The sequence below is a fragment of the Vibrio sp. Isolate24 genome, assembly GCF_022398215.1.
Lineage (GTDB): Bacteria > Pseudomonadota > Gammaproteobacteria > Enterobacterales > Vibrionaceae > Vibrio > Vibrio coralliilyticus_A.
Genome location: NZ_JAKEUU010000003.1, coordinates 256,094 through 277,002 on the forward strand (window position 1 = coordinate 256,094; position 20,909 = coordinate 277,002).

Here is a 20,909-nt window from a genome sequence, read left to right on the forward strand (position 1 = left end):
ATGTTGATAAACTGAGAACGCCCCAATAGTTATCTCATTGCTAGCGGGAGTCATGGCTAAAAGCTAAGCTCCCAGCCTGCCGCCAACCAGTACTCTTGCTCAGTGATCAAATCAGCATGAAGTAATTTATTGTTCTCTAACCACTGTGCGTCATCTGAGTTCAATGTCCATTTCTCGCCATCAATGGTCAGCGCTAATTCTGGTAAGGCATCTTCGCTACGTTGTCCATTGAGTAAAATAGCTAGCCGCAGAATACGAATCAGACCTATGATGTGTTTTTTCTTAAATAAGGCGAACTCTGCCATTTCGTGCAGCTTTAGTGCTTTACGTTGAAAGCGAACCAACATGGCGAGTACGGTTTGTTGTTCGCGGTTAAAACCAGGCATGTAGGTGTGGCGCAGAATGTAAGCAGAGTGGCGATGAAAGGCCTGCAAACTGATACTGAGTCCGACTTCATGAAGTAGAGCACTCCAGTCGAGTAGATCAAACAGCTCAGAGCTTTTTTTGATACCAAGTTGTTGATGAACTTGCTGTAGGAAAGATTGCGCTTGATGTTTAATCTTAGCCGCATGTTCAAGATCAACCAGATGCTTATTCGCCAAGTTTTCTGTGGTTCTCATTCGGATGTCAGAGCGTTTAAAGCCGTCTTCCATCTCAAACAACAGGCCTTCACGTAATGCACCTTCTGAAAAATGCATTTCATCTATTTTAAGATCTTTGAATATGGCAGCCAGAATAGCCACCCCAGCAGCGAAAACCGGTTTTCTCTCTGGAGTTAAGCCACTCAATTCGATTTCATCAATCACGGACCATTCGCAGAGTTTCTCGATCAGCTTGTCGAGACGCTTTGCAGTGATGATGCCATCTTCAAACCCCATACTCAGCAATACTTCGCGAATAGCTTTGATGGTCCCCGAAGAGCCGAATGCGACTTCCCAACCTTGCTTTCGATAGCGGTGTGCGATGGACTCGATTCGCTGTTCGGCGGCGAGTGTGGCATTAGCAAAGTTTTTGCGTGAAAGTTTACCGTTGGCAAAGTAGAGCTTGGTAAAGCTGACGCAGCCCATTTGTTTGCTGTTGATCAGTTCTGCTTCGAAACCTTTGCCTATGATCATCTCAGTACTACCACCACCAATATCGACCACTAACTTTGAGTCTGACTCTGGTTGAGTGTGTGCCACTCCGAGGTAAATTAAGCGTGCTTCTTCGACGCCGGGGATGATTTCAATCGGAAATGGCAACACTTCTCGCGCGCGTTGAAGGAAAATATGTGCATTGTTTGCCTGACGTAGCGTATGCGTTGCCGCAATACGAACGTTGCTTTCTTCAAAACCTTGTAGGCGCTCAGCAAACATGGCTAAGCATTCTAACCCTCGTTCGATTGAGGCGTTATCTAGGTTCTTTTGAGCATCTAAACCAGCAGCAAGACGTACTCGCTGCTTATGGCGGCTGACCAGTTGCAAATCTTGATCTACTACGCGTGCGACCACCATGTGGAAGCTGTTAGAGCCAAGATCAATCGCGGCAACATCACGAATTTCCGGAGACTGAGTCATGAGTTAGGGACAGTTCTTTACGTTTCTTAGTTTGTTTTTCTACATGTTTAAGATAGTCATAAATGGCAACCTGTGAGCGAACTTTCTTGCGGTTACCTCGCGGAACATAAGTATTGCTCATTTCTTTGTCTATCCAACGGGCTTTTACTGTATCGGTAAACTGGATGTTAATGATATCAATAATTCGCTGTTTAAGACGTTGGTCACGGACTGGAGCAGTGACTTCAATACGATAATCGATGTTACGCGTCATCCAGTCGGCTGAAGAAATGTACACTTGAGGATCACCATCATTATGAGTAATGATGACGCGTGGGTGCTCAAGGAAGCGATCAACAATACTGATGATCTGGATATTGTCGCTCACTCCCTCTACACCTGGGACCAATGAACACATACCACGAATGATCATTTTGATCTCAACTCCGGCAGTACTGGCACCGTAAAGCTTGTTAACAAGCCCTTTATCGACCAAATTGTTTACTTTTAGCGTGATGGCGGCTTTTTTGCCCAACTTCGCATTAGCAATTTCACCATCTATTAGGCGATAGAGCTGTTTGCGCGAGTTACGCGGTGAAACCATTAGATGCTCAAATCTCGCTGGTCGGTATGGGTTTTCGATGTACCCAAAGACGTTACGAACTTCATTAGTGATTTCGGGATCTGCAGTGAGTAGAGAGAAGTCGGTGTAAATACGAGCTGTTTTCTCGTGGAAGTTTCCAGTCCCGATATGGGCGTAACGAACGATTTCCTCTTCTTCTCGGCGGCTAATTAGCAGCAACTTAGAGTGGATCTTTAGCCCCGGAGTGCCAAAGATGACTTGTACCCCCGCTTCAGTGAGCACCTTTGACCATTCGATGTTGGCTTCTTCATCGAATCGTGCTTGTAATTCGACCACTACCGTAACTTGTTTGCCGTTATGAACGGCATCGATCAATGAATTCATTAACCGTGAGTCTTTCGCCACTCGGTAGATATTGATTTTGATACTCAGTACTTTAGGGTCAAAAGATGCCTGACGAACCAGCTCTGTGATGTGCTCAAAAGTATGGTAAGGGTAATAAAGTAGAATGTCTTGGTTCTTGATCGCATCAAATTTGTTGGCGTAGCCATCAAAGTCAGCGCACTTTATGGGGGGGAGAGGTTTGTTCTCCAAGTATTCTCGGCCGACATTTGGAAAACCGATGAAGTCTTTGAAGTTATGGTAGCGTCCACCGGGAATCAGACTGTCATAGTTGGAAATTTGCAGCTTGTCACATAGGAATGCCAGCATCTCTTCTGGCATGTTACGCTCATAAACAAAACGGACAGGCATGGCGGTCAGGCGCTGACTCACCCCCTCGGACATTTGTTCTAGTAGGCTATGCTCCACCTCATGACTGAGGTCATATTCCGCGTCGCGAGTCATTTTCATCGCGTAACCGTTCAGTTCGTCGTAATCGAAGAAACCACTGAATAACTCATCAAGACAATAACGAATGATATTGTCGAGTAGAATAATGGTCTTACGTCGCTTGCCTTTTTGTTCTGGTACCATCACGAAGCGAGGTAAGTGGTCAGTCGGTATCTCGATCAGTGCATATTGATTTTGGTCCTGCTTTCGCAGCTCAACTGCGATATAGGCGTATTCATCTTTGAGAAACTGCAGAACATCAATGTCGTCTCTCATTAATAAAGGTGTGACGTGTGGTAAAACTTGGTTGTGGAAGTATTTTTTGATCCACTTTTCCTGAGATTCATTGAGTTGGGTTTCATTCACCAGAAAAATTCTCCGGCGCGCCATATCACGGATCAGCTCTGCGTATAGCTCATCAAACCGTTCATTGAGCCTGAGTGCTTTGGTTTGCATTTTGGTCAATAAGTGCTTGGAGTTATCATTTCCTCCCCGCTCTTGGTTGATGAGAATACGACGTTTCACATCGGAAAATCGTACTTTGTAGAACTCGTCTAAGTTGTTGGAAAAAATGCCTAAAAATCGAATTCTTTCAATAAGTGGCACTGTTTTATCTGCGGCCTCTTGGAGCACTCGCTCATTGAAAGACAACCAACTTAATTCTTTTTCAATGTAAAGCTTTTCTGCACTCATACCCTGACCTTTATTGGCGAACCTAACTAAATTGCACTGGGAAAAATGGAACTGGTTTAGAAATTAAGGGGTTTGTATGACACTTTTATTGCATGTTCTTATTGCATTATTTTCAGTTGTTTATTGCGATCTGTAATATAATTGTCACCTAATCGACATATTATACATCTGGGTAAATGCAGGTAAGTGAGAGAAATGGCTAAAGCCGAATTTTCATTGCGAGAACGTGATCGAAAGCGACTAATCAAAGATCGTTTAGTTCGGCTAGCGGTATCGACAGGTGGTGTCGGTGTTTTGGCTGCACTGGTATTGATCTTCGTTTATCTAGCAATGATGGTCCTGCCTCTTTTTTCTGATGCTAAGCTAACCCCCAATGTTGCCATCCAACCTATTACGACGGCCGCTCCAGTGGCCGCTGGAATCGATGACTATGGTGAGCACGCTTATGTGGTCTCAAAAGCTGGTTATGTCGATTTTTGGTCGTTGACTCACCAGTCTCCACAATCCAGTTTGTCGGTAGAGCTCGGCTCACAATACACGATTTATACTAATGGCAGTCCAGCTCAAGGCTGGTTGGGTGCTGCGACACCCGCAGGTGAGGTTTTGTTGTATCGACCTGAGATGTCGAGCTCTTTACAAGATGATAAGCGTACTTTCTCTCCAGAAGTGAATCAGTGGCCATTGGAGTTTGACCTTCAGACGGACTCGGGTTCACAGCTAATATCGTTTGCATTTTCTAAAGCTGAACAGGTGACCTTGGTCGGCCATTACGATGATGATACTGTCCAAATCCGCTGGCGTGATGGTAAACAAGCTCTACAGCAGTTTGAGTTTGCAACCCCTTTTCCCGACTTAGAACAGATTATTCTCACGCCTGATGGAAAGACTCTTTATTTAAGAACTGGCTCTGAACTGGTGGTTGCTCAAAAAGGCTTAGCGAACTTTGTTGTCCGTGAAGTCGTTGATTTGAGCCAAGGAGAGAGCAAGCATGCGGTCACGGACATAAAGCTGTTGTCTGGAGCCTACTCTTTATTGGTCAGTCACCAAGATGGGCTAGTCTCACAGTGGTTTGATGTGTTGAGTGATGGGCAAAGAAACCTCACTCAAATTCGTGACTTTAAACTGGCTTCACAGCTGCAATTCTTACTGCCTGATACTTACCGTAAAGGCTTTTACAGCTTTTATCTTAATGGCACGGTACAGAGTCATTATACGACCAGTGAAAAGCTGGTAATTTTTAAACGTGCCTACGACAAAGCACCGCAACTGGCGGCAATGTCTAACAATGAAAAATACTTGTTGGCACTCTCTGACTCGCAGCTCAGTGTTGCTTATGTGGATAATCCATTCCCAGAAATATCCTTGTCGTCGCTTTGGCAGAAAGTTTGGTATGAGAGTTACCCAGAACCTGAATTTGTTTGGCAAACCACATCGGCAAATGATCAGTTCGAAGCCAAATTTAGTCTTGTACCGATTGCGTTTGGTACGCTAAAAGCGGCGGCGTTTGCCATGATGTTTGCCGTGCCGATTGCGGTTCTTGGCGCTATTTACACCGCCTATTTCATGACGCCATCAATGCGACGAGTGGTGAAACCTTCAATCGAACTGATGGAAGCATTACCAACTGTGATTATCGGATTTCTCGCTGGGTTATGGTTCGCCCCACTTGTGGAAAGCCATCTGGCAGCAGTGGTTTCTTTGATGTTATTTTTACCCATTTCGACCATCGTCATCGGCGCCATATGGCACAAATTACCTCGCCGGTGGAGTGGTCGTTTACCGAACGGCCTGCATGCGGTGATTTTGATGCCTGCAATGGTGGTATTTACAGCGGTGATTCTGAGCCAGAGTGGCAATATTGAACAATGGTTGTTCAATGGCGATGTTCGAGCATATTTGGCTGAGCAGGGAATTGGTTTTGACCAGCGTAACGCGCTGGTGGTGGGTTTTGCGATGGGCTTTGCGGTTATCCCAACTATTTTCACCATCGCAGAAGATGCGATTTTCTCGGTGCCAAAACATCTATCAGATGGCTCTTTGGCCTTAGGTGCTACGCCGTGGCAAACCCTGATTCATGTTGTGCTACTCACCGCAAGCCCAGGTATCTTTTCTGCCATCATGATGGGGCTGGGGCGTGCCGTAGGCGAGACTATGATTGTGCTCATGGCTACAGGTAATACGCCAATCATGGATTGGAATATTCTAGAGGGTATGCGCACCCTGTCTGCCACTATCGCAGTTGAAATGCCTGAGTCGGAAGTGGGCAGCTCTCATTATCGAATTCTATTTTTGGCGGCGCTGATTTTGCTGGTGTTTACTTTCGCGGTTAACTCGCTCGCGGAATGGGTTCGTCAAAGGTTAAGGGATAAATATCGTGCGCTGTAATCGAAGTTATCCGAGGGGCATTGAGCGTGTTTAAGTGGCTAAAGTCCGGTTCACCATGGGTCTGGCTCACAGGCGGAGCAGTCAGCATTAGTTTGCTGTCAGTGCTTGGTTTGTTGCTGCTGATCGGTTGGAAAGGTTTGTCCTATTTCTGGCCTGCTCCCCTTTACCAGTGGAAAACCGAACAGGGTGATGTCTTGATTGGTCAGCTTTACGCCGAAGAATATGTGCCGATCAGCCACTTACGCGAAATGGACATTGCGCTCACTCCTGAAGTCGAGGAGAAAGGCTTAGCTCAGCGACTGAGTATTAAGATTGCTAATCGTGATATTTACCCTGCTGATTTTGTTTCCATTCTGGAAGTCGATTTACTTGAACGTTCAAAGCCTGAAGGTTGGGCAGTGATTGAACGGACCCGAGGTGGGGATTTTTACGGTCAACCGAAAGGATATTTTACCGCTGATGGTAAGGTAAGCGAGCAGGCTAAAACCGATGTTGAACGCGCGCTGGTATTTGCCGATAAGCAACGCACTAAAATTGACCGTTTGGTAGAGAAGCAGATCAAAGTGATCAGTGCTCAGGCTGACAGGTTGCGTTTAGAGAAGAAAAGACGTGAACTCAATGGTCGCTTAGATGCAGAATTCATCAAACGTTACGACGCTCAATCGAGCATGTTTAGCCAGCAGCTTGCGGAAATGGAATCACAGCTGGATGCACTGAGATTAGAATTGGCTCAGCAGGGCCTGATTGTCGAAGATATGAAGGGCAATCAGTATCGAATCCCACTTAGTCGGATCCTGGATGTTTGGTATCCGAATCAAATGACGGTAGTTGAAAAGGTGGCTCAGTGGGCACATCAGGCATGGAAATTCTTATCCGATGATCCTAGAGAGTCGAACTCTGAAGGTGGCGTTTTTCCGGCCATGTTCGGTACGGTTCTGCTGGTATTGATCATGTCGATTATCGTTATGCCACTGGGTGTGATTGCTGCGATTTATCTCCACGAATACGCGAAAAATAATGCTTTTACTCGTTTGATTCGTGTCGCAGTTATAAACCTCGCCGGTGTCCCCTCGATTGTTTATGGTGTATTTGGACTCGGTTTTTTTGTTTATACACTAGGCGGTTCAATCGATTCCCTGTTTTATGCTGAGAAGTTGCCAACGCCGACATTTGGTACGCCGGGTTTGCTTTGGTCAGCGTTAACATTGGCGGTACTTACGCTCCCTGTTGTGATCGTGGCTACCGAAGAAGGTTTGACCCGCATCCCGAGTTCCGTCCGTCATGGTTCTTTAGCGCTTGGAGCAACTCAGTTTGAGACGATGTGGCGAATTGTATTACCAATGGCAAGCCCTGCGATCATTACTGGACTGATTCTGGCCGTTGCCCGTGCAGCAGGCGAGGTAGCGCCTTTGATGCTGGTGGGGGCGGTAAAATTGGCGTCTAGCTTGCCGGTTGATAGCCAATTCCCATTTTTGCATCTGGATAGAAAATTCATGCATTTAGGTTTTCACATCTATGATGTTGGTTTCCAAACCACTAATATTGAAAGTGCAAGGCCGTTGGTTTACGCCACGTCGTTCTTGCTGGTGAGTGTCATCGTCGGACTGAATCTGACGGCGATCAGTATTCGCAATAACCTACGCGAGAAATATCGAACTCTGGGGCAAGATTAAGAGATGTTTTCAGTTAATCAGACATTGGGCTATCAGGCACCATTAGACGTGAACAACCTGAGTGAAGAACAGACTGCGATTGCAATCGAAGATCTGAACCTGTTCTACCAGAACACTCAGGCACTGAGCGATATTTCTATGCGCATTCCTAAAGGTCAGGTGACGGCGTTTATTGGCCCTTCAGGGTGTGGTAAGTCGACGCTCCTACGTTGCATCAACCGAATGAACGATCTGGTTGAAGGATGCCGCGTGGAAGGCAAAGTGAAACTGCATAGCAAAAACATTTACCACCCACAGGTTGATGTGGCGACTCTACGTCGCCGTGTTGGAATGGTGTTTCAGCGCCCGAACCCATTTCCAAAATCGATATATGAAAATGTGGTGTATGGCTTACGCTTGCAGGGTATTCGCAACAGTCGAGTTCTCGATGACGCTGTTGAGCGCTCTCTGCGTGCTGCGGCGTTATGGGAAGAGGTGAAAGACAGGCTGCATGAAAATGCGTTTGGTTTGTCTGGTGGTCAGCAGCAGCGTTTGGTGATTGCCCGTGCAATTGCGATTGAACCTGAAGTATTACTTCTTGATGAACCGACCTCGGCACTAGACCCGATTTCCACTCTGACCATTGAAGAACTGATCAATGATCTTAAAACCAAATATACTGTAGTTATTGTGACACATAACATGCAGCAGGCTGCACGGGTCAGCGATCACACGGCATTTATCCATATGGGTAAGTTGATCGAATACTCAGATACGGATTCGATTTTCACTTCGCCAATGAAGAAACAAACGGAAGACTACATCACAGGTAGATACGGCTAATAAGGGAGATACAGATATTTCATGAACTTTGGACGTCACATATCAGGACAGTTTAATGTCGAATTAGAATCCATCCGAACCCACGTGCTGACGATGGGAGGCTTGGTTGAGCAGCAGTTATCTTTTGCTATGCAGGCACTGCACAAAGAGGACATTGAGCTAGCGCGTAAAGTCGTGCGTGACGATCACAAAGTGAATGCGATGGAAGTCTCTATCGATGAAGCTTGTACGAGAATCATTGCTAAACGTCAGCCAACTGCGAAAGACTTACGCTTGATCATGGCGATCATCAAGACCATCACTGACCTTGAGCGCATTGGAGATGTCGCCACCAAAATGGCTTATGTGGCGATTGAAAGCCCATCATCCAAAGAGCAGATGTTCCAAGTCTCTCTTGAGCCACTTTGTCGTCAAGCGATAGGCATGCTGCATCAGGTTTTAGATGCATTTGCGCGTATGGATGTCGATTCAGCCGCGGAAGTATATAAGCTGGATGACAAAATTGATGCAGAATACGAAGCGGTGATCCGCCAGTTGATGACCTACATGATGGAAGACCCGAAGAACATTCCCCATATCCTGCAAGTGATGTGGTCTGCTCGAGCGATTGAGCGAGTAGGGGATCGCTGCCAAAATATCTGTGAATACATCATCTACTTTGTTAAAGGCAAAGATGTTCGCCACTTGGGCGAACAAAGCATAGATGATGCGCTGCGTTAAATCTGTGGTGATGCGTAGATTACTGGGCTGGTTTTAGTATTTGTCAGGGACAAACGTTTGTTCTTCAATTGGAGCTCGGATGTAGCCTTCTTTGCTCAGTTCAGGCAGCGATATCTCTGGATAAGTAATTTCCTGATAATCAATTTGCTCGAGTAAGTGACTGATACAGTTTAAGCGGGCGCGTTTTTTGTCATCTGAGGGCACGACCCACCATGGGCACTGTTTGGTGTCTGTGTAGGCAAACATTTTATCTTTCGCTTCAGAATATTCCGCCCAGCGATTGCGTGATTCCAAATCCATTGGGCTAAACTTCCAACGTTTAATTGGTGTATTGATTCGCTCTAGGAAGCGCTTTTCTTGCTCTTCATCAGAGACAGAAAACCAATATTTAAGCAAGATGATTCCAGAACGCTGCAACATACGCTCAAATTCAGGGCAAGATCGCAGAAATTCATCATACTCTTCTTGGGTGCAGAAGTTCATGACTTTCTCGACCCCAGCTCGGTTATACCAACTACGGTCGAAAAGCACGATTTCACCAGCGGCAGGTAGGTGTGCAACGTAACGCTGGAAGTACCATTGGGTCTTTTCTTTCTCTGTTGGGGCGGGAAGAGCGGCAATGCGACAGATACGAGGGTTGAGCTTTTCTGTGATGCGTTTAATCACACCACCTTTTCCGGCAGCATCACGGCCTTCAAAGATAACAACGACCTTAAGGCCTTCTTGCTTAACCCACTGTTGTAGCTTGACTAGTTCAATCTGTAGCCGTGCAAGTTCCTTTTCATAAAACTTCTTATTCAGTTTGCCTTTACTCATAGACCCTCCTTTTGCTATCAAAAGGTTAGCATTTCAAAGCCAAGCTTGAGAGAAGTATCACGAAGAAGTGAGAGCTTTTACTACCTTTTCAATCGCTTGTGGATCCGTGACCGGAACAACAAAGTCATCAATATTCTGATTGCCCATTTTGGCTTGCTCCGCGATGAGCTTCATTTTGCTTGGCCGTGTGGATTTTCCCGATAAATGCACTTCCTGAACAGCAGATTCAGAAACGATCTTGCAGACATTTTCTGCATTTAAGCCAGCGCCTGCCATAATTGAGAAACGATCGTTAGCCAGTTCTACCATATGACGAAGAATATCGATGCCTTGTTCTACATTAGTGGCAAGCCCAGATGTGAGAACACGTTCGCAACCAAGTTTAGCAATATCTTCAATAGATCTTTGATAATCTGCGCATTGATCAATCGCGCGATGGAAAGTGACACCTAGGTTGAGCGATTTGGCTTTGTTGACCAGCCGTGTCGCCTTGGTCATATCGATATAGCCATCCGCATTCAAAGTGCCAATGACGACACCTTGTAACTTAGCCGCTGCCGCCGCTTCGATATCAATCAGCATGCTTTCGATCTCTTCATCAGTATAGAGAAAGTCGCCCTGACGAGGACGAATCATGGTATACACAGGTATGGATGAGAGTTTGCCCGCTTGCTTCATCAAACCAAAGCTTGGTGTGAGGCCACCTAGCGCTAGTGATGAACAAAGTTCAATGCGGTTTGCTCCTCCTTCAATCGCACGGTGAAGGGATTCAATGTTATCGATACAGACTTCGACAATATAATTCATCTCAATTTTCTCATGGCGGCTAGACAGTAGAAATAGTAACTCAGAGGTGAGTAGAGAATTAGGGTAAATGTGGGGCGATTTGTTTTCCCTAAAAAACAAAAACCTCAGCAATGGCTGAGGTTTCATATATCTTTTAACGTGTTGTTATGCTGCGTCTTCTTGAGCAGAATCTTCTTCAGCGTCTTCAACCGCTTCAATTTTCTTTTTCTTTGGTGCTGGTTTGCGTTTAGCTCCCAAAGCGAAAAGCACTTCTTCTTTGTTTTGTGCCAGGAACATAGCCAAGTCTTCTTGCTTGCCTTCATCTTCCAGCAACTCACTTTTACCTAGCAGCTCAAAAAGCTCATCAGCCATATCAAGCATTTTATCATAGGCGTCAGCTTCCGCTTTAGAGGTAAAAGTCATTTTCTCTTCTCCGTTGCGTTCTACCACGTACTTGACGATTACAGCCATGGTTGGTCCTCTAACTCAAAAATTAATGAAATGTATTACTGTCTGTTTATACAGCTTTTGAGCGATTAAGTCCAGATAGCCAGCCCAACTCTGAGAGCTGGAAAGTGTGTTAGCTGATAGAGTGAGCAATGGTTGATTATCTAAGCAATCTTTACTTGAGTTTTCAGGTTATTAGCCTTTGCCTGATGTCTGTTCTTTGTATTGCCAGTTATGGCAGAAGTTGATGAAAGACTTGAGTAATGGGCTCTGATATTTTTCCTTGTGCACTAGTAACCAGAAACGCCTTTTCATATCTAGAGGCAAAGTCAGTTCGATGACTCGACCATCTCGGATCGCTGGCTCTGCTGATAGGCGAGATAAACAGCCGAGCCCAAGGCCAGCGGAAACACTATTGATTAGTGCTTCAGTGGTGTTGAGTTGAAACGCTTCTTGCCAGTGCTCAAGGCGTGGTGCAATCACACGTAAGAAAAACTCACGTGAGCCTGAACCGGGCTCGCGTAGAATCCATTCGCTATTTTCGAGTTGACCAATTGGGTGCTGAGGTGACTTAGCAAATGGTGAATTCGGTGCGCAGATGACACACATTTCATCTTGGCCAAACTGAGTAGAAATTAGCTGAGGGTGTAAGGTTTTCCCCTCAATCATTGCCAGATCGAGTTCATAGTCGACCAGTTTCTCGCAGATCAACGCAGAGTTCGCAATGAATAAACTCTGAGCTTTATGACTGGTTTGCTGGCGAAATTTACTGAGCATGTAAGGTGCGACTTGATTACCGATCGTATCACTAGCACCGATTCTGAGTAGCCCCCTGAGGGGTTGGTCTCCGTCAAACAGTTGGTCGATATCTTGAGCTCTATGCAGTAGTTCATCTGCCAACGGCAGCAGTTTTTGCCCCTCTTGGTTGAGAATAAGGCGGTTGTTAACTCGATCAAATAAAGAGTTACCAAGCTGTCTCTCAAGTTCTGACAACGCCATGCTAACCGCGGCTTTGGATAAGAACAGTGCTTCCGAAGCGGCAGTCAACGTGTCGTGCTGAGTAATGGCAATGAACACTTTTAACTGTTTGAGAGAAATATTGGCAGCCATAATTATAACGTTTAACTATTCTGAACAAGTGTTTTAAATAATTAGATATATCCGAACGTTTAGCAAGCGTAATATTGCCTCTGCAAAAGAAAGAGTGTGAGGCAATCATGATTCAAGCGACAAAAGCAAAAGTGATGGGTGCACCGACACCTATGGCAGGATTAGCGCTGGGGATTGCCAGTTTAGGCTGGTGTTGGGAAAACTTTGCGCCTTTGCATGGTTACGGCCAATGGGCTGGAGCTGCGCTAGCCAGTGTGTTGCTTATCGTTTTGGCAGTAAAGTTTTTATTTCATCGACATCTATTGAGTCAAGATCTGGCCCATCCTGTGGTGGGCAGTGTGGTTCCGACATTTGCAATGGGCACCATGGTGGTGTCTCACTCACTCGGCCATTTTTCCCCAGTGATGGGAGATGCGCTTTGGTTAGGGGCGGTCGGGCTGCATATTATTTTTCTTGTTAGCTTTGTTTATCACCGCGCTCAGGAATTTGAACTTCATCATATGGTACCAAGCTGGTTTGTGCCGCCAGTGGGGATTATTGTCGCGGATGTGTCGTTTTCGGGTAATCCGGATCTTGCGATGATAGCACATGGCGCATTAGTTTTTGGCATGCTGGCGTATGCCGTTATGCTACCAATGATGCTTTATCGTTTTATGTTTACCCGCCAAGTGCCTGATGCGGCGAAACCAACCTTGGCGATTATGGCGGCCCCCGCGAGTTTATCCTTAGCTGGTTATCTGACGGTGTCAGCACAGCCCTCGCCTGTGATTGTTGGCTTGTTGTTTGGCATCGGTGTTTTGATGACTGCGATCATTTATCTCTCGTTTTTCAGACTATTACGGCTACCGTTTAGTCCAGGTTACGCCGCGTTTACTTTCCCAATGGTCATTGGTTCAACAGCATTATTTAAGTTGGCAGGATGGATGCAACAGATCGGTGTTGAGGCTCATTATGTCGATCAAGTGCAAATGTTAGCGAGCTTTGAGCTGATAGTCGCGACCGGGGTTGTGGGATATGTCGCATGGCGTTACTTCAGTTTCTATCAGCCTCACAAAGTCATAGTGCGTAATGCGTAGCCTTTTGATGCATTGATCGGCGTATAATGATCAAGAAAGTGATGCACTTATGCTAATCTCAACCCAATTGTGGCAAGAATAGTGTGAGTGCATTTTGTTTACTGTCTACCATTCCAACCAAGTTGACGTTTTAAAATCTTTACTCGTCGAATTGGTTCGGCTTAACCCACTGGATAACCCGTTCGAAAAAGAGCAAATTCTGGTTCAGAGCCCAGGTATGTCTCAATGGCTGAAAATCGAGTTAGCTAAAGAATTTGGTGTCGCTGCAAACATTGAGTTCCCACTCCCTGCTACTTTCATCTGGAATATGTTCACTCAGGTATTACCAGATGTGCCTCAGCGAAGTGCATTCAACAAAGAAGCCATGACATGGAAGCTGATGTTTATTCTTCCTGAGCTTCTCGAACAAGCCGAGTTCGAAGCACTTAAGCACTATCTGGTGGATGATGAAGATCAGAGTAAGCTGTATCAACTGGCTGAAAAAATCGCTGATATTTTCGATGGTTATCTGGTTTATCGCCCTGAGTGGATTGCCCGCTGGGAAGCTGGGAAAACGGTGGCGGAACTGGGTGAAGAACATTGCTGGCAGCCTATTTTGTGGCAGGCATTATACGACCATACTGTGGCGCTTGGGCAGTCACCTTATCATCGTGCCAACCTTTACGAACATTTCATTGATACGCTGGAAAACAGCAGTGGTCACTTTGAACATTTACCGAAGCGATTGTTTGTTTTTGGTATCACTTCGCTACCCCCTCGTTACATGGACGCACTGAAAGCCATCGGTGAGCATATTGATGTCCATCTGATGTTTACTAACCCTTGTCGTTACTATTGGGGAGAGGTGCGCGATCGTAAATACCTTGCCCGTTTGGCGGCTCGGCATCGACAGCATTTGGTATGGAAACAAGACCACTCTGAGATGGAGGGCGAATCTCAGCAACTGAAAGGTGATATCGAGCAAAACCTTGATGATGAACTGCATACCAATGTGGTCGGTAACAGTTTACTTGCTTCGATGGGCAAGTTAGGTCGAGATAATATGTATTTACTGTCTCAACTAGAGGCTCACGAAATTGAAGCGTTCGTTGATATTGATCGTGATTCTTTGCTGCATCACCTACAGGCAGACATTCTTAATCTTGAAGAGCATCAGGATGATAAAAAACTTGATGATAGCTATCACAAACAGGTGATTGATGCACAGGATCGCTCGGTCACATTGCATGTTTGCCATAGCCCGATGCGTGAAGTGGAAGTACTGCATGATCAATTGCTGGCGATGTTTGATGCAGATCCAAGCCTTAAACCACGCGATATCATTGTTATGGTCGCAGATATTAATGCCTACAGTCCGGCTATTCAGGCTGTGTTTGGCAATGCACCGGGTGAGCGCTTCATCCCTTATTCTATTTCTGACCGAACGGCTGATCAGGAAAGCCCGATTTTGCATGCGTTTATGCAGGTTGTTAACTTGCCGAATACTCGCTGTCTTGCTTCTGAGTTACTTGAGCTACTTGAAACGCCATCGATTCTAGCGCGGTTTGATTTGGATGAGGATGAGTTCATTCAAGCGAAGCAGTGGGTAGAAGAGTCGGGCATTCGTTGGGGACTTAATCACCACACTGGTGAAGAGTTTGATTTGCCTGAAATATCGCAAAATACTTGGCAGTTTGGTATTCAGCGTATGTTACTTGGTTATGCGATGCCAGAGTCTGCAGGTTTACTCGAAACCGAAAGTGGTTTGTTGTCACCCTATAATCAGGTTCAAGGCATGGGCGCTGAGTTAGCGGGGAAACTGGCCCACTTTATCGAAACCGTCAGCCATTACCGCAGCCAACTAGCCAAAACCCAGCCTATTGAGCAGTGGCGTGAGACATTAACGCTAGCATTGGATGACTTCTTTCGTGTTGATTTGGAGGGCGAAGCCGCGCTCAAGTCGATTCGAGATACGCTCACATCTTTAAAAGATCAGCTTCAAGATGCTGCGTATAAACAGGCGTTGACGCCAAGTATAGTCCCGCAATATTTGCATAACAAACTGTCTGGAACTCGAGTCAGCCAGCGCTTCCTCGCTGGCCAAGTGAACTTTTGTACTTTGATGCCGATGCGCTCAATTCCATTTCGTACCGTCTGCCTACTTGGGATGAACGATGGTATTTACCCTCGAACGGTTCCACCGGAAGGGTTTGATCTAATGAATGGCCGAGCGAAGCCCGGTGATCGCTCTCGTCGGGATGATGACAGATATCTATTTTTGGAAGCCTTATTATCTGCACAGCACACACTTTACATCAGCTATGTAGGTCGCTCGATTCAGGACAATACTGAGCGAGTGCCATCGGTATTAGTGTCTGAATTAATGGAGTATTGCCAACAAAATTATTGCTTGGCAGGAGATGAAAACTTAGCGGTGGATGAATCGGGTCAGCGTTTACTGAGTTGTATCCGAGCCAGTCACCCAATGGTGCCATTTAGTCCAAGTGCGTTTGTTGAAAATAGTGCTAGTTACGCCAAAGAATGGTTACCTGCCGCGAGTCGACAAGGTCAAGTCGGTGGGAAGTTTAATCGCCAGTTAAGTGATTATTTGTTGGATGCTGTGTATCCGCTTGAACTGGACTTGGTTGAGTTACAACGTTTCTGGCGTTTGCCTGTACAGTATTTCTTTAATCGCCGTCTAAAAGTGGTGTTTGAACCCCCATTACCTGTAATGGAAGATGATGAGCCATTTGTGCTGAATGGTTTAGAAAGCTATCAAATGCGTGATAGCCTGCTGGAACTGTTGCTTGAGCACCAGCTTAGTGGAGAAGGGGACCAGCAAGCCATTATTAATGATTTCATTGCTCACCAGCGTGCACAAGGCAAGCTACCGGTAGGCGCATTTGGTGATATCGAATTTGAAACTAATCGGGTTCAAGCCGAAGAACTGGTAGAAAAACTTGCTTGGCTATGTGGTTCACCTAACGACGATCTTGAAGTGAAATTGGCCTTTGATGTATTGGGAGAAGGTAAACCTGTTAAGTTGACGGGGTGGCTCACACAGAGCTATCAATCGGGGTTAGTCCGCTTTCGTAGTGGACGTATTCGCGCTCAGGATTACCTTGCTGTCTGGATCGATCATTTAGCCATGAATGCGATGGGGCATTATCAATGCTCGCACATGGTTGGCTATGATCGTAAAGAAGGCGTTGTACACCTAACTTATCCAGCGTTAGAGAATGCAGCGGTTGCTCAATCGACACTGGGAGAACTGGTTCGTTTGTTCTATCAAGGAATGACAACGCCTTTAGCGTATTTTCCTAATACGGCCTTAGCTTGTGTCGAAGCTGGCTTCAATCGTGGCAATTGGGTTGATGATGAAGAAAAAGCGCTAAAGAAAATGGCAGACACATTTAACGACAGTTACTTGAGTCCAGGGGAAGGTGCGAATTCTTATATTGCCCGTATCTGGCCTCAATGGAGTGAAGAGTTGGCGATGCAAGTCAGGCTTTTGACGACGTTAGTATTACAAGCGCCGAGGCTTACAGTGAAAAACAATCAAGAGATAGATAAATAGGTGGCCGCCAGGAAATCATTATTTGTGTAGGGTGTTTTCTGTACGGCCACAGGTCAGAGGGACCATGATTTGGTTGCTTAGCGTCAGGCATGGCCAACGTAAGTCATGCTGCGCATACTATCGGTAAGTCCACTCGCTTGCCGTGAGAAAGGTCTCATAAAATCCTATCTTGAATAGGATTGTTATTGATAAATATCATTTTAAAATCTAGGTCACACTTGGATCTGGAACTAATGCATCAAGGGCTAGAATTTTATGACATCCACGTCAATGGTAACGTCACTGAATACCATGACTTTTCCACTTCATGGCGCGCGCTTAATTGAGGCGTCGGCTGGAACTGGTAAAACCTTCACTATCGCAGGTTTGTACCTTAGGCTATTACTGGGCCACGGCTGTTCAGAGAGCAAACATCAACAGCCATTAACGGTCGACCAAATACTGGTGGTCACCTTTACCGAGGCGGCAACTGCCGAGTTGAGAGACCGAATTCGAGCCCGAATTCATGATGCAAGGTTGGCCTTTTCACGTGGGCAAAGTCATGATCCTGTTATTCAGCCTTTGCTTGAAGACATTGACGATCACTCTCAAGCGGCTGATATTTTACTCCAAGCCGAAAGGCAGATGGATGAAGCGGCGGTATACACGATTCATGGCTTTTGTCAGCGCATGCTGACTCAAAATGCGTTTGAGTCAGGTTGTCGGTTTAATAATGAATTCGTCACGGATGAAAGTCACCTCAAAGCTCAGGTTGTGGCAGATTACTGGCGACGCAATTTTTACCCGTTACCTTTTCAGCTTGCTGGTGAAGTGCGGCGAATATGGGACTCTCCTGCTGCATTACTAAAAAAGATCTCTCCATACTTAACAGGAGCGCCCATACAGCTATCAGTGCCCGCGATGCAGGGCAGTATGGCTGAGTTACATGCCAAGAATCTTAAGCAAATTGACGATCTCAAAGCGATTTGGCGTCAAGGTCAGCAAGACTATCTTGCCCTGATCAGTGAATCAGATGTCAATAAACGAAGCTACACCAAAAAATCCTTGCCTGCCTGGCTTGAAGTGGTCGATATGTGGGCAGCGAGTGAAACTACGGGCTATGACTATCCGGATAAACTGGAAAAGTTTGCCCAGAATGTTTTACAAGAGAAAACACCCAAAGGGCAGGCGCCAAGCCACTCCACTTTTTTGGCGATTGAGCAGTTTCTCGCACATCCTATCAGCTTGGAAGCACCATTGCTGGCACATGCTATAGAGCAGTGCCGTGATATGTTAGCGAAAGCAAAGCAGCAGAAACAGTGGTTGTCGTTTGATGATCTACTCACGCAACTTTCTGCCGCGATTGATGGAGATGACAGTGAACAACTGGCTCAGCGGATTCGCTCTCTCTATCCGGTCGCCATGATTGATGAATTCCAGGATACTGATCCGCTTCAATACAGCATATTCAGCCGTATCTATCTCGATAACCCTCAATGTGGCTTGTTTATGATTGGCGATCCCAAACAGGCCATTTACGGCTTTCGCGGTGCGGACATTTTTACTTACATTAAAGCACGTAATCAGGTTTCCTCACACTTCACCCTAGGGACTAACTGGCGTTCTAGCTCAGAGATGGTTGCTGCGGTGAATCAGGTGTTTCAAACGCCAGATAGTCCTTTTATCTACGATGAGGATATTCCGTTTGTTCCGGTTAACTCGAGCCCGAATGCAGATAAACGTCGATGGATGATCGACGGGCAACCTCAACCAGCAATGACTTACTGGTTACAAGAAGCGGAAGAGAAGCCTTTAGCGAAAGGTGACTATCACCAAGCCATGTCACAAGCCTGTGCGAATAAGATCCATCATATTTTGTCGGCCGCGCAGAATGAGCAAGCATGTTTTGATGACGGAAAGTCGCAACACGCCATTCAGGCTGGAGACATTGCGGTGTTAGTTCGAACGGGCAGCGAAGGTCGAATGATCAAACAAGCCTTGGCTGAGAAGGGGATTGCCAGCGTCTATCTGTCCAATCGAGATAGTGTGTTTGTCTCACAAGTGGCCGAAGATTTACAGCGCTTGCTCCAAGCTGTGCTCACACCAGAAAACGATCGAGCTTTAAGGGCTAGCCTCGCGTCGGAGTTATTTGCCCTTGATGCAGGAAGCCTCGACAAACTCAATAACGATGAAAACGAATGGGAAAACGCCATTAATGAGTTTAAAGAATATCGTCGTTTGTGGAGCCAGCGTGGCGTACTGCCGATGCTGCGTAGCGTAATGAGTAAAAGGCACATCGCTGAGAGATTGCTCGAAGAAGAAAACGGTGAGCGATCTCTGACTGACTTTATGCACATCGGAGAGCTGCTCCAGCAAGCCAGCCAAGAGCTAGATAGCGATCACGGCTTGTTGCGCTGGTTGGCACAATCGATCAGTGATGCCCGTAATGGATTGGGAGGCAGTGACGATCAAATCCAGCGCTTGGAATCGGAGCGTAATTTAGTCCAGATAGTAACCATTCACAAATCAAAAGGATTGGAATACGAGTTGGTGTTCTTGCCGTTCGTATTCAGTTATCGAGAGGCGAGTGAAGCCAAGTACTACGATAGTGCTTTGGACAAAACCATTCTTGATATCACTAAGCAGGATGCGTCATTACAGCAAGCCGATAAAGAGCGTTTGGCGGAAGATTTGCGCTTGATCTATGTTGCTCTTACCCGAGCTGTTTATGGTTGTTTCATTGGTACGGCTCCGTTGCGTAATGGACGCTCGACCAAAGAGCCGACAGGTGTACATCACAGTGCGATGGGGTACTTATTACAAAACGGCGAACAAGGTGGCATCGCAGATTTAACAGCGGCGCTGCACCAACAAACTCAGCAACTGAGTTGTGTTCGAGTGGAAGGATTACCGGAAAGCGTCAATGAAAAGCTGGTAGTTCGAGAAGCAGGACAGCAAGCACTGCACGCCAATGAGTTGAACAATGAAATCGACCGTAATTGGCGCATAACCAGCTATTCAGGTTTGGTAAAGCAAGGCACAAGTCACCATTTTGAGGATGCCGTGACGGACATTCTGTTGTTGGATGTCGATTCCTCTGATGAGCTGCAGAACGAAGAGGCGCTGGAACCTGAGAAGAGTATTTTCACTTTCCCCAAAGGCGCTAGACCCGGTACCTTCCTTCACACCCTGTTTGAAGAAGTAGAATTTACCGAACCTGCCACGTCAGACAATAATAGAGAAATTATTGTGAGTCTAATGGAGAGTGAGCAGTTAGACTCCGCTTGGCTACCAGTTTTGCAGCAGCTTGTCGACACGGTATTGGCTACCCCTCTGGATGGTAAGCAACTGAAACTCAATCAAAAGCAGCCGGATCAGCGTTTAGTGGAAATGGAGTTCTTGTTGCCGATTGAAATACTGACAGCACCGGCATTGAATCGAGTTATTCAGCGTCATGACCCTCTGTCTGCTAAAGCGGGCGATCTCGGTTTTCATTCCACACAGGGTATGCTGAAAGGGTTTATCGACTTAGTGTTTGAACATCAAGGCAAGTATTACGTGCTTGACTGGAAGTCCAATTACCTTGGAGGTGATGTCGCAGATTACCACGGCGAGGCCCTGAAATCGGCAATGGCGGATCACCGCTATGATCTGCAATATCAAATCTATGCGTTGGCTTTACACCGCTTCCTGCGATCTCGTGTGCCAAATTATAATTACCAGACTCACTTCGGCGGAGTCTATTACCTGTTTTTACGCGGTATGGATGGGGCAAGTGGCCACGGCATTTTCTCAGCGCGTCCGACGCTTGAATTTCTTGAAGACATGGACAGCCTGATTGATGGGCGTCCTATCGAACCGAAACAGTCCAGCTCTGGCCAGATGGAGTTACTCTAA

General features: G+C 46.2%; 13 protein-coding genes. 7 read left to right on the forward strand and 6 right to left on the reverse strand.

Annotated elements, in window-relative coordinates; translation table 11 throughout:
• Positions 1-56 precede the first annotated feature (56 nt).
• Together ppx and ppk1 are read right to left on the reverse strand one after the other, a co-directional pair.
• Entirely contained in the window at positions 57-1,556 is a 1,500-nt protein-coding gene (gene ppx / locus L1D23_RS13925) for an exopolyphosphatase (protein ID WP_239837442.1), read from the reverse strand.
• The gene (gene ppk1, locus L1D23_RS13930; RefSeq protein WP_239837443.1) at positions 1,531-3,642 is read right to left on the reverse strand and encodes a polyphosphate kinase 1; all 2,112 of its coding nucleotides are present in this window, start codon (positions 3,640-3,642) and stop codon (positions 1,531-1,533) included. Before ppk1 ends, ppx begins: the two co-directional genes overlap by 26 nt.
• A gap of 195 nt (positions 3,643-3,837) precedes the next feature.
• Between ppk1 and L1D23_RS13935 the strand changes: the two genes are divergently transcribed.
• Genes L1D23_RS13935 through phoU form a run of 4 tightly spaced genes read left to right on the forward strand, consistent with a single transcriptional unit; the run spans position 3,838 to position 9,242 of the window.
• Complete coding sequence (locus L1D23_RS13935; protein WP_239867266.1) at positions 3,838-6,027, forward strand: ABC transporter permease subunit; 2,190 nt, start codon at positions 3,838-3,840, stop codon at positions 6,025-6,027.
• A gap of 26 nt (positions 6,028-6,053) precedes the next feature.
• On the forward strand, positions 6,054-7,700 hold the full coding sequence (gene pstA / locus L1D23_RS13940) for a phosphate ABC transporter permease PstA (protein WP_239867269.1): 1,647 nt from the start codon (positions 6,054-6,056) through the stop codon (positions 7,698-7,700).
• Between the two features lie 3 nt (positions 7,701-7,703).
• Positions 7,704-8,522, forward strand: coding sequence for a phosphate ABC transporter ATP-binding protein PstB (gene pstB, locus L1D23_RS13945; RefSeq protein ID WP_239867272.1), 819 nt, complete (start codon positions 7,704-7,706; stop codon positions 8,520-8,522).
• A 21-nt stretch (positions 8,523-8,543) separates the two neighbouring features.
• On the forward strand, positions 8,544-9,242 hold the full coding sequence (phoU, locus tag L1D23_RS13950) for a phosphate signaling complex protein PhoU (RefSeq protein WP_045976565.1): 699 nt from the start codon (positions 8,544-8,546) through the stop codon (positions 9,240-9,242).
• Positions 9,243-9,275: 33 nt separating this feature from the next.
• Here phoU and ppk2 read toward each other — a convergent pair whose 3' ends face one another.
• The 4 genes from ppk2 to L1D23_RS13970 all read right to left on the reverse strand — a co-directional run bounded on the left by ppk2 (position 9,276) and on the right by L1D23_RS13970 (position 12,401).
• Positions 9,276-10,058 carry a polyphosphate kinase 2 gene (gene ppk2, locus L1D23_RS13955; RefSeq protein WP_239837447.1) on the reverse strand — a complete coding sequence of 261 codons (783 nt, stop codon included), beginning with the start codon at positions 10,056-10,058 and terminating at the stop codon, positions 9,276-9,278.
• A gap of 57 nt (positions 10,059-10,115) precedes the next feature.
• Positions 10,116-10,865 (reverse strand): copper homeostasis protein CutC, encoded by a 750-nt coding sequence (locus tag L1D23_RS13960; protein WP_239867275.1) that lies wholly within the window; start codon positions 10,863-10,865, stop codon positions 10,116-10,118.
• Between the two features lie 144 nt (positions 10,866-11,009).
• A complete protein-coding gene (locus L1D23_RS13965; RefSeq protein ID WP_006959731.1) occupies positions 11,010-11,315 on the reverse strand; it encodes a YebG family protein in 306 nt (101 codons plus the stop codon).
• Positions 11,316-11,486: 171 nt separating this feature from the next.
• Positions 11,487-12,401: a LysR substrate-binding domain-containing protein gene (locus tag L1D23_RS13970; protein WP_239867278.1), complete on the reverse strand. Its 915-nt coding sequence runs from the start codon at positions 12,399-12,401 to the stop codon at positions 11,487-11,489.
• A gap of 107 nt (positions 12,402-12,508) precedes the next feature.
• On the opposite strand from L1D23_RS13970, the gene L1D23_RS13975 reads away from it, so the two are divergent.
• The 3 genes from L1D23_RS13975 (at position 12,509) to recB (ending at position 20,909) form a co-directional block, all read left to right on the forward strand.
• A complete protein-coding gene (locus L1D23_RS13975; protein WP_239867280.1) occupies positions 12,509-13,477 on the forward strand; it encodes a TDT family transporter in 969 nt (322 codons plus the stop codon).
• 94 nt (positions 13,478-13,571) lie between these two features.
• Positions 13,572-17,033, forward strand: coding sequence for an exodeoxyribonuclease V subunit gamma (recC, locus tag L1D23_RS13980; RefSeq protein ID WP_239867283.1), 3,462 nt, complete (start codon positions 13,572-13,574; stop codon positions 17,031-17,033).
• Between the two features lie 255 nt (positions 17,034-17,288).
• On the forward strand, positions 17,289-20,909 hold the full coding sequence (recB, locus tag L1D23_RS13985; RefSeq protein ID WP_239867286.1) for an exodeoxyribonuclease V subunit beta: 3,621 nt from the start codon (positions 17,289-17,291) through the stop codon (positions 20,907-20,909).

Bases quoted from the DNA above. Each gene is read 5' to 3' on its own strand.
- ppx (WP_239837442.1), bottom strand. From the start codon at position 1,556: ATGACTCAGTCTCCGGAAATTCGTGATGTTGCCGCGATTGATCTTGGC.
- ppk1 (WP_239837443.1), bottom strand. From the start codon at position 3,642: ATGAGTGCAGAAAAGCTTTACATTGAAAAAGAATTAAGTTGGTTGTCT.
- L1D23_RS13935 (WP_239867266.1), top strand. From the start codon at position 3,838: ATGGCTAAAGCCGAATTTTCATTGCGAGAACGTGATCGAAAGCGACTA.
- pstB (WP_239867272.1), top strand. From the start codon at position 7,704: ATGTTTTCAGTTAATCAGACATTGGGCTATCAGGCACCATTAGACGTG.
- phoU (WP_045976565.1), top strand. From the start codon at position 8,544: ATGAACTTTGGACGTCACATATCAGGACAGTTTAATGTCGAATTAGAA.
- ppk2 (WP_239837447.1), bottom strand. From the start codon at position 10,058: ATGAGTAAAGGCAAACTGAATAAGAAGTTTTATGAAAAGGAACTTGCA.
- L1D23_RS13960 (WP_239867275.1), bottom strand. From the start codon at position 10,865: ATGAATTATATTGTCGAAGTCTGTATCGATAACATTGAATCCCTTCAC.
- L1D23_RS13965 (WP_006959731.1), bottom strand. From the start codon at position 11,315: ATGGCTGTAATCGTCAAGTACGTGGTAGAACGCAACGGAGAAGAGAAA.
- L1D23_RS13970 (WP_239867278.1), bottom strand. From the start codon at position 12,401: ATGGCTGCCAATATTTCTCTCAAACAGTTAAAAGTGTTCATTGCCATT.
- L1D23_RS13975 (WP_239867280.1), top strand. From the start codon at position 12,509: ATGATTCAAGCGACAAAAGCAAAAGTGATGGGTGCACCGACACCTATG.
- recB (WP_239867286.1), top strand. From the start codon at position 17,289: ATGACATCCACGTCAATGGTAACGTCACTGAATACCATGACTTTTCCA.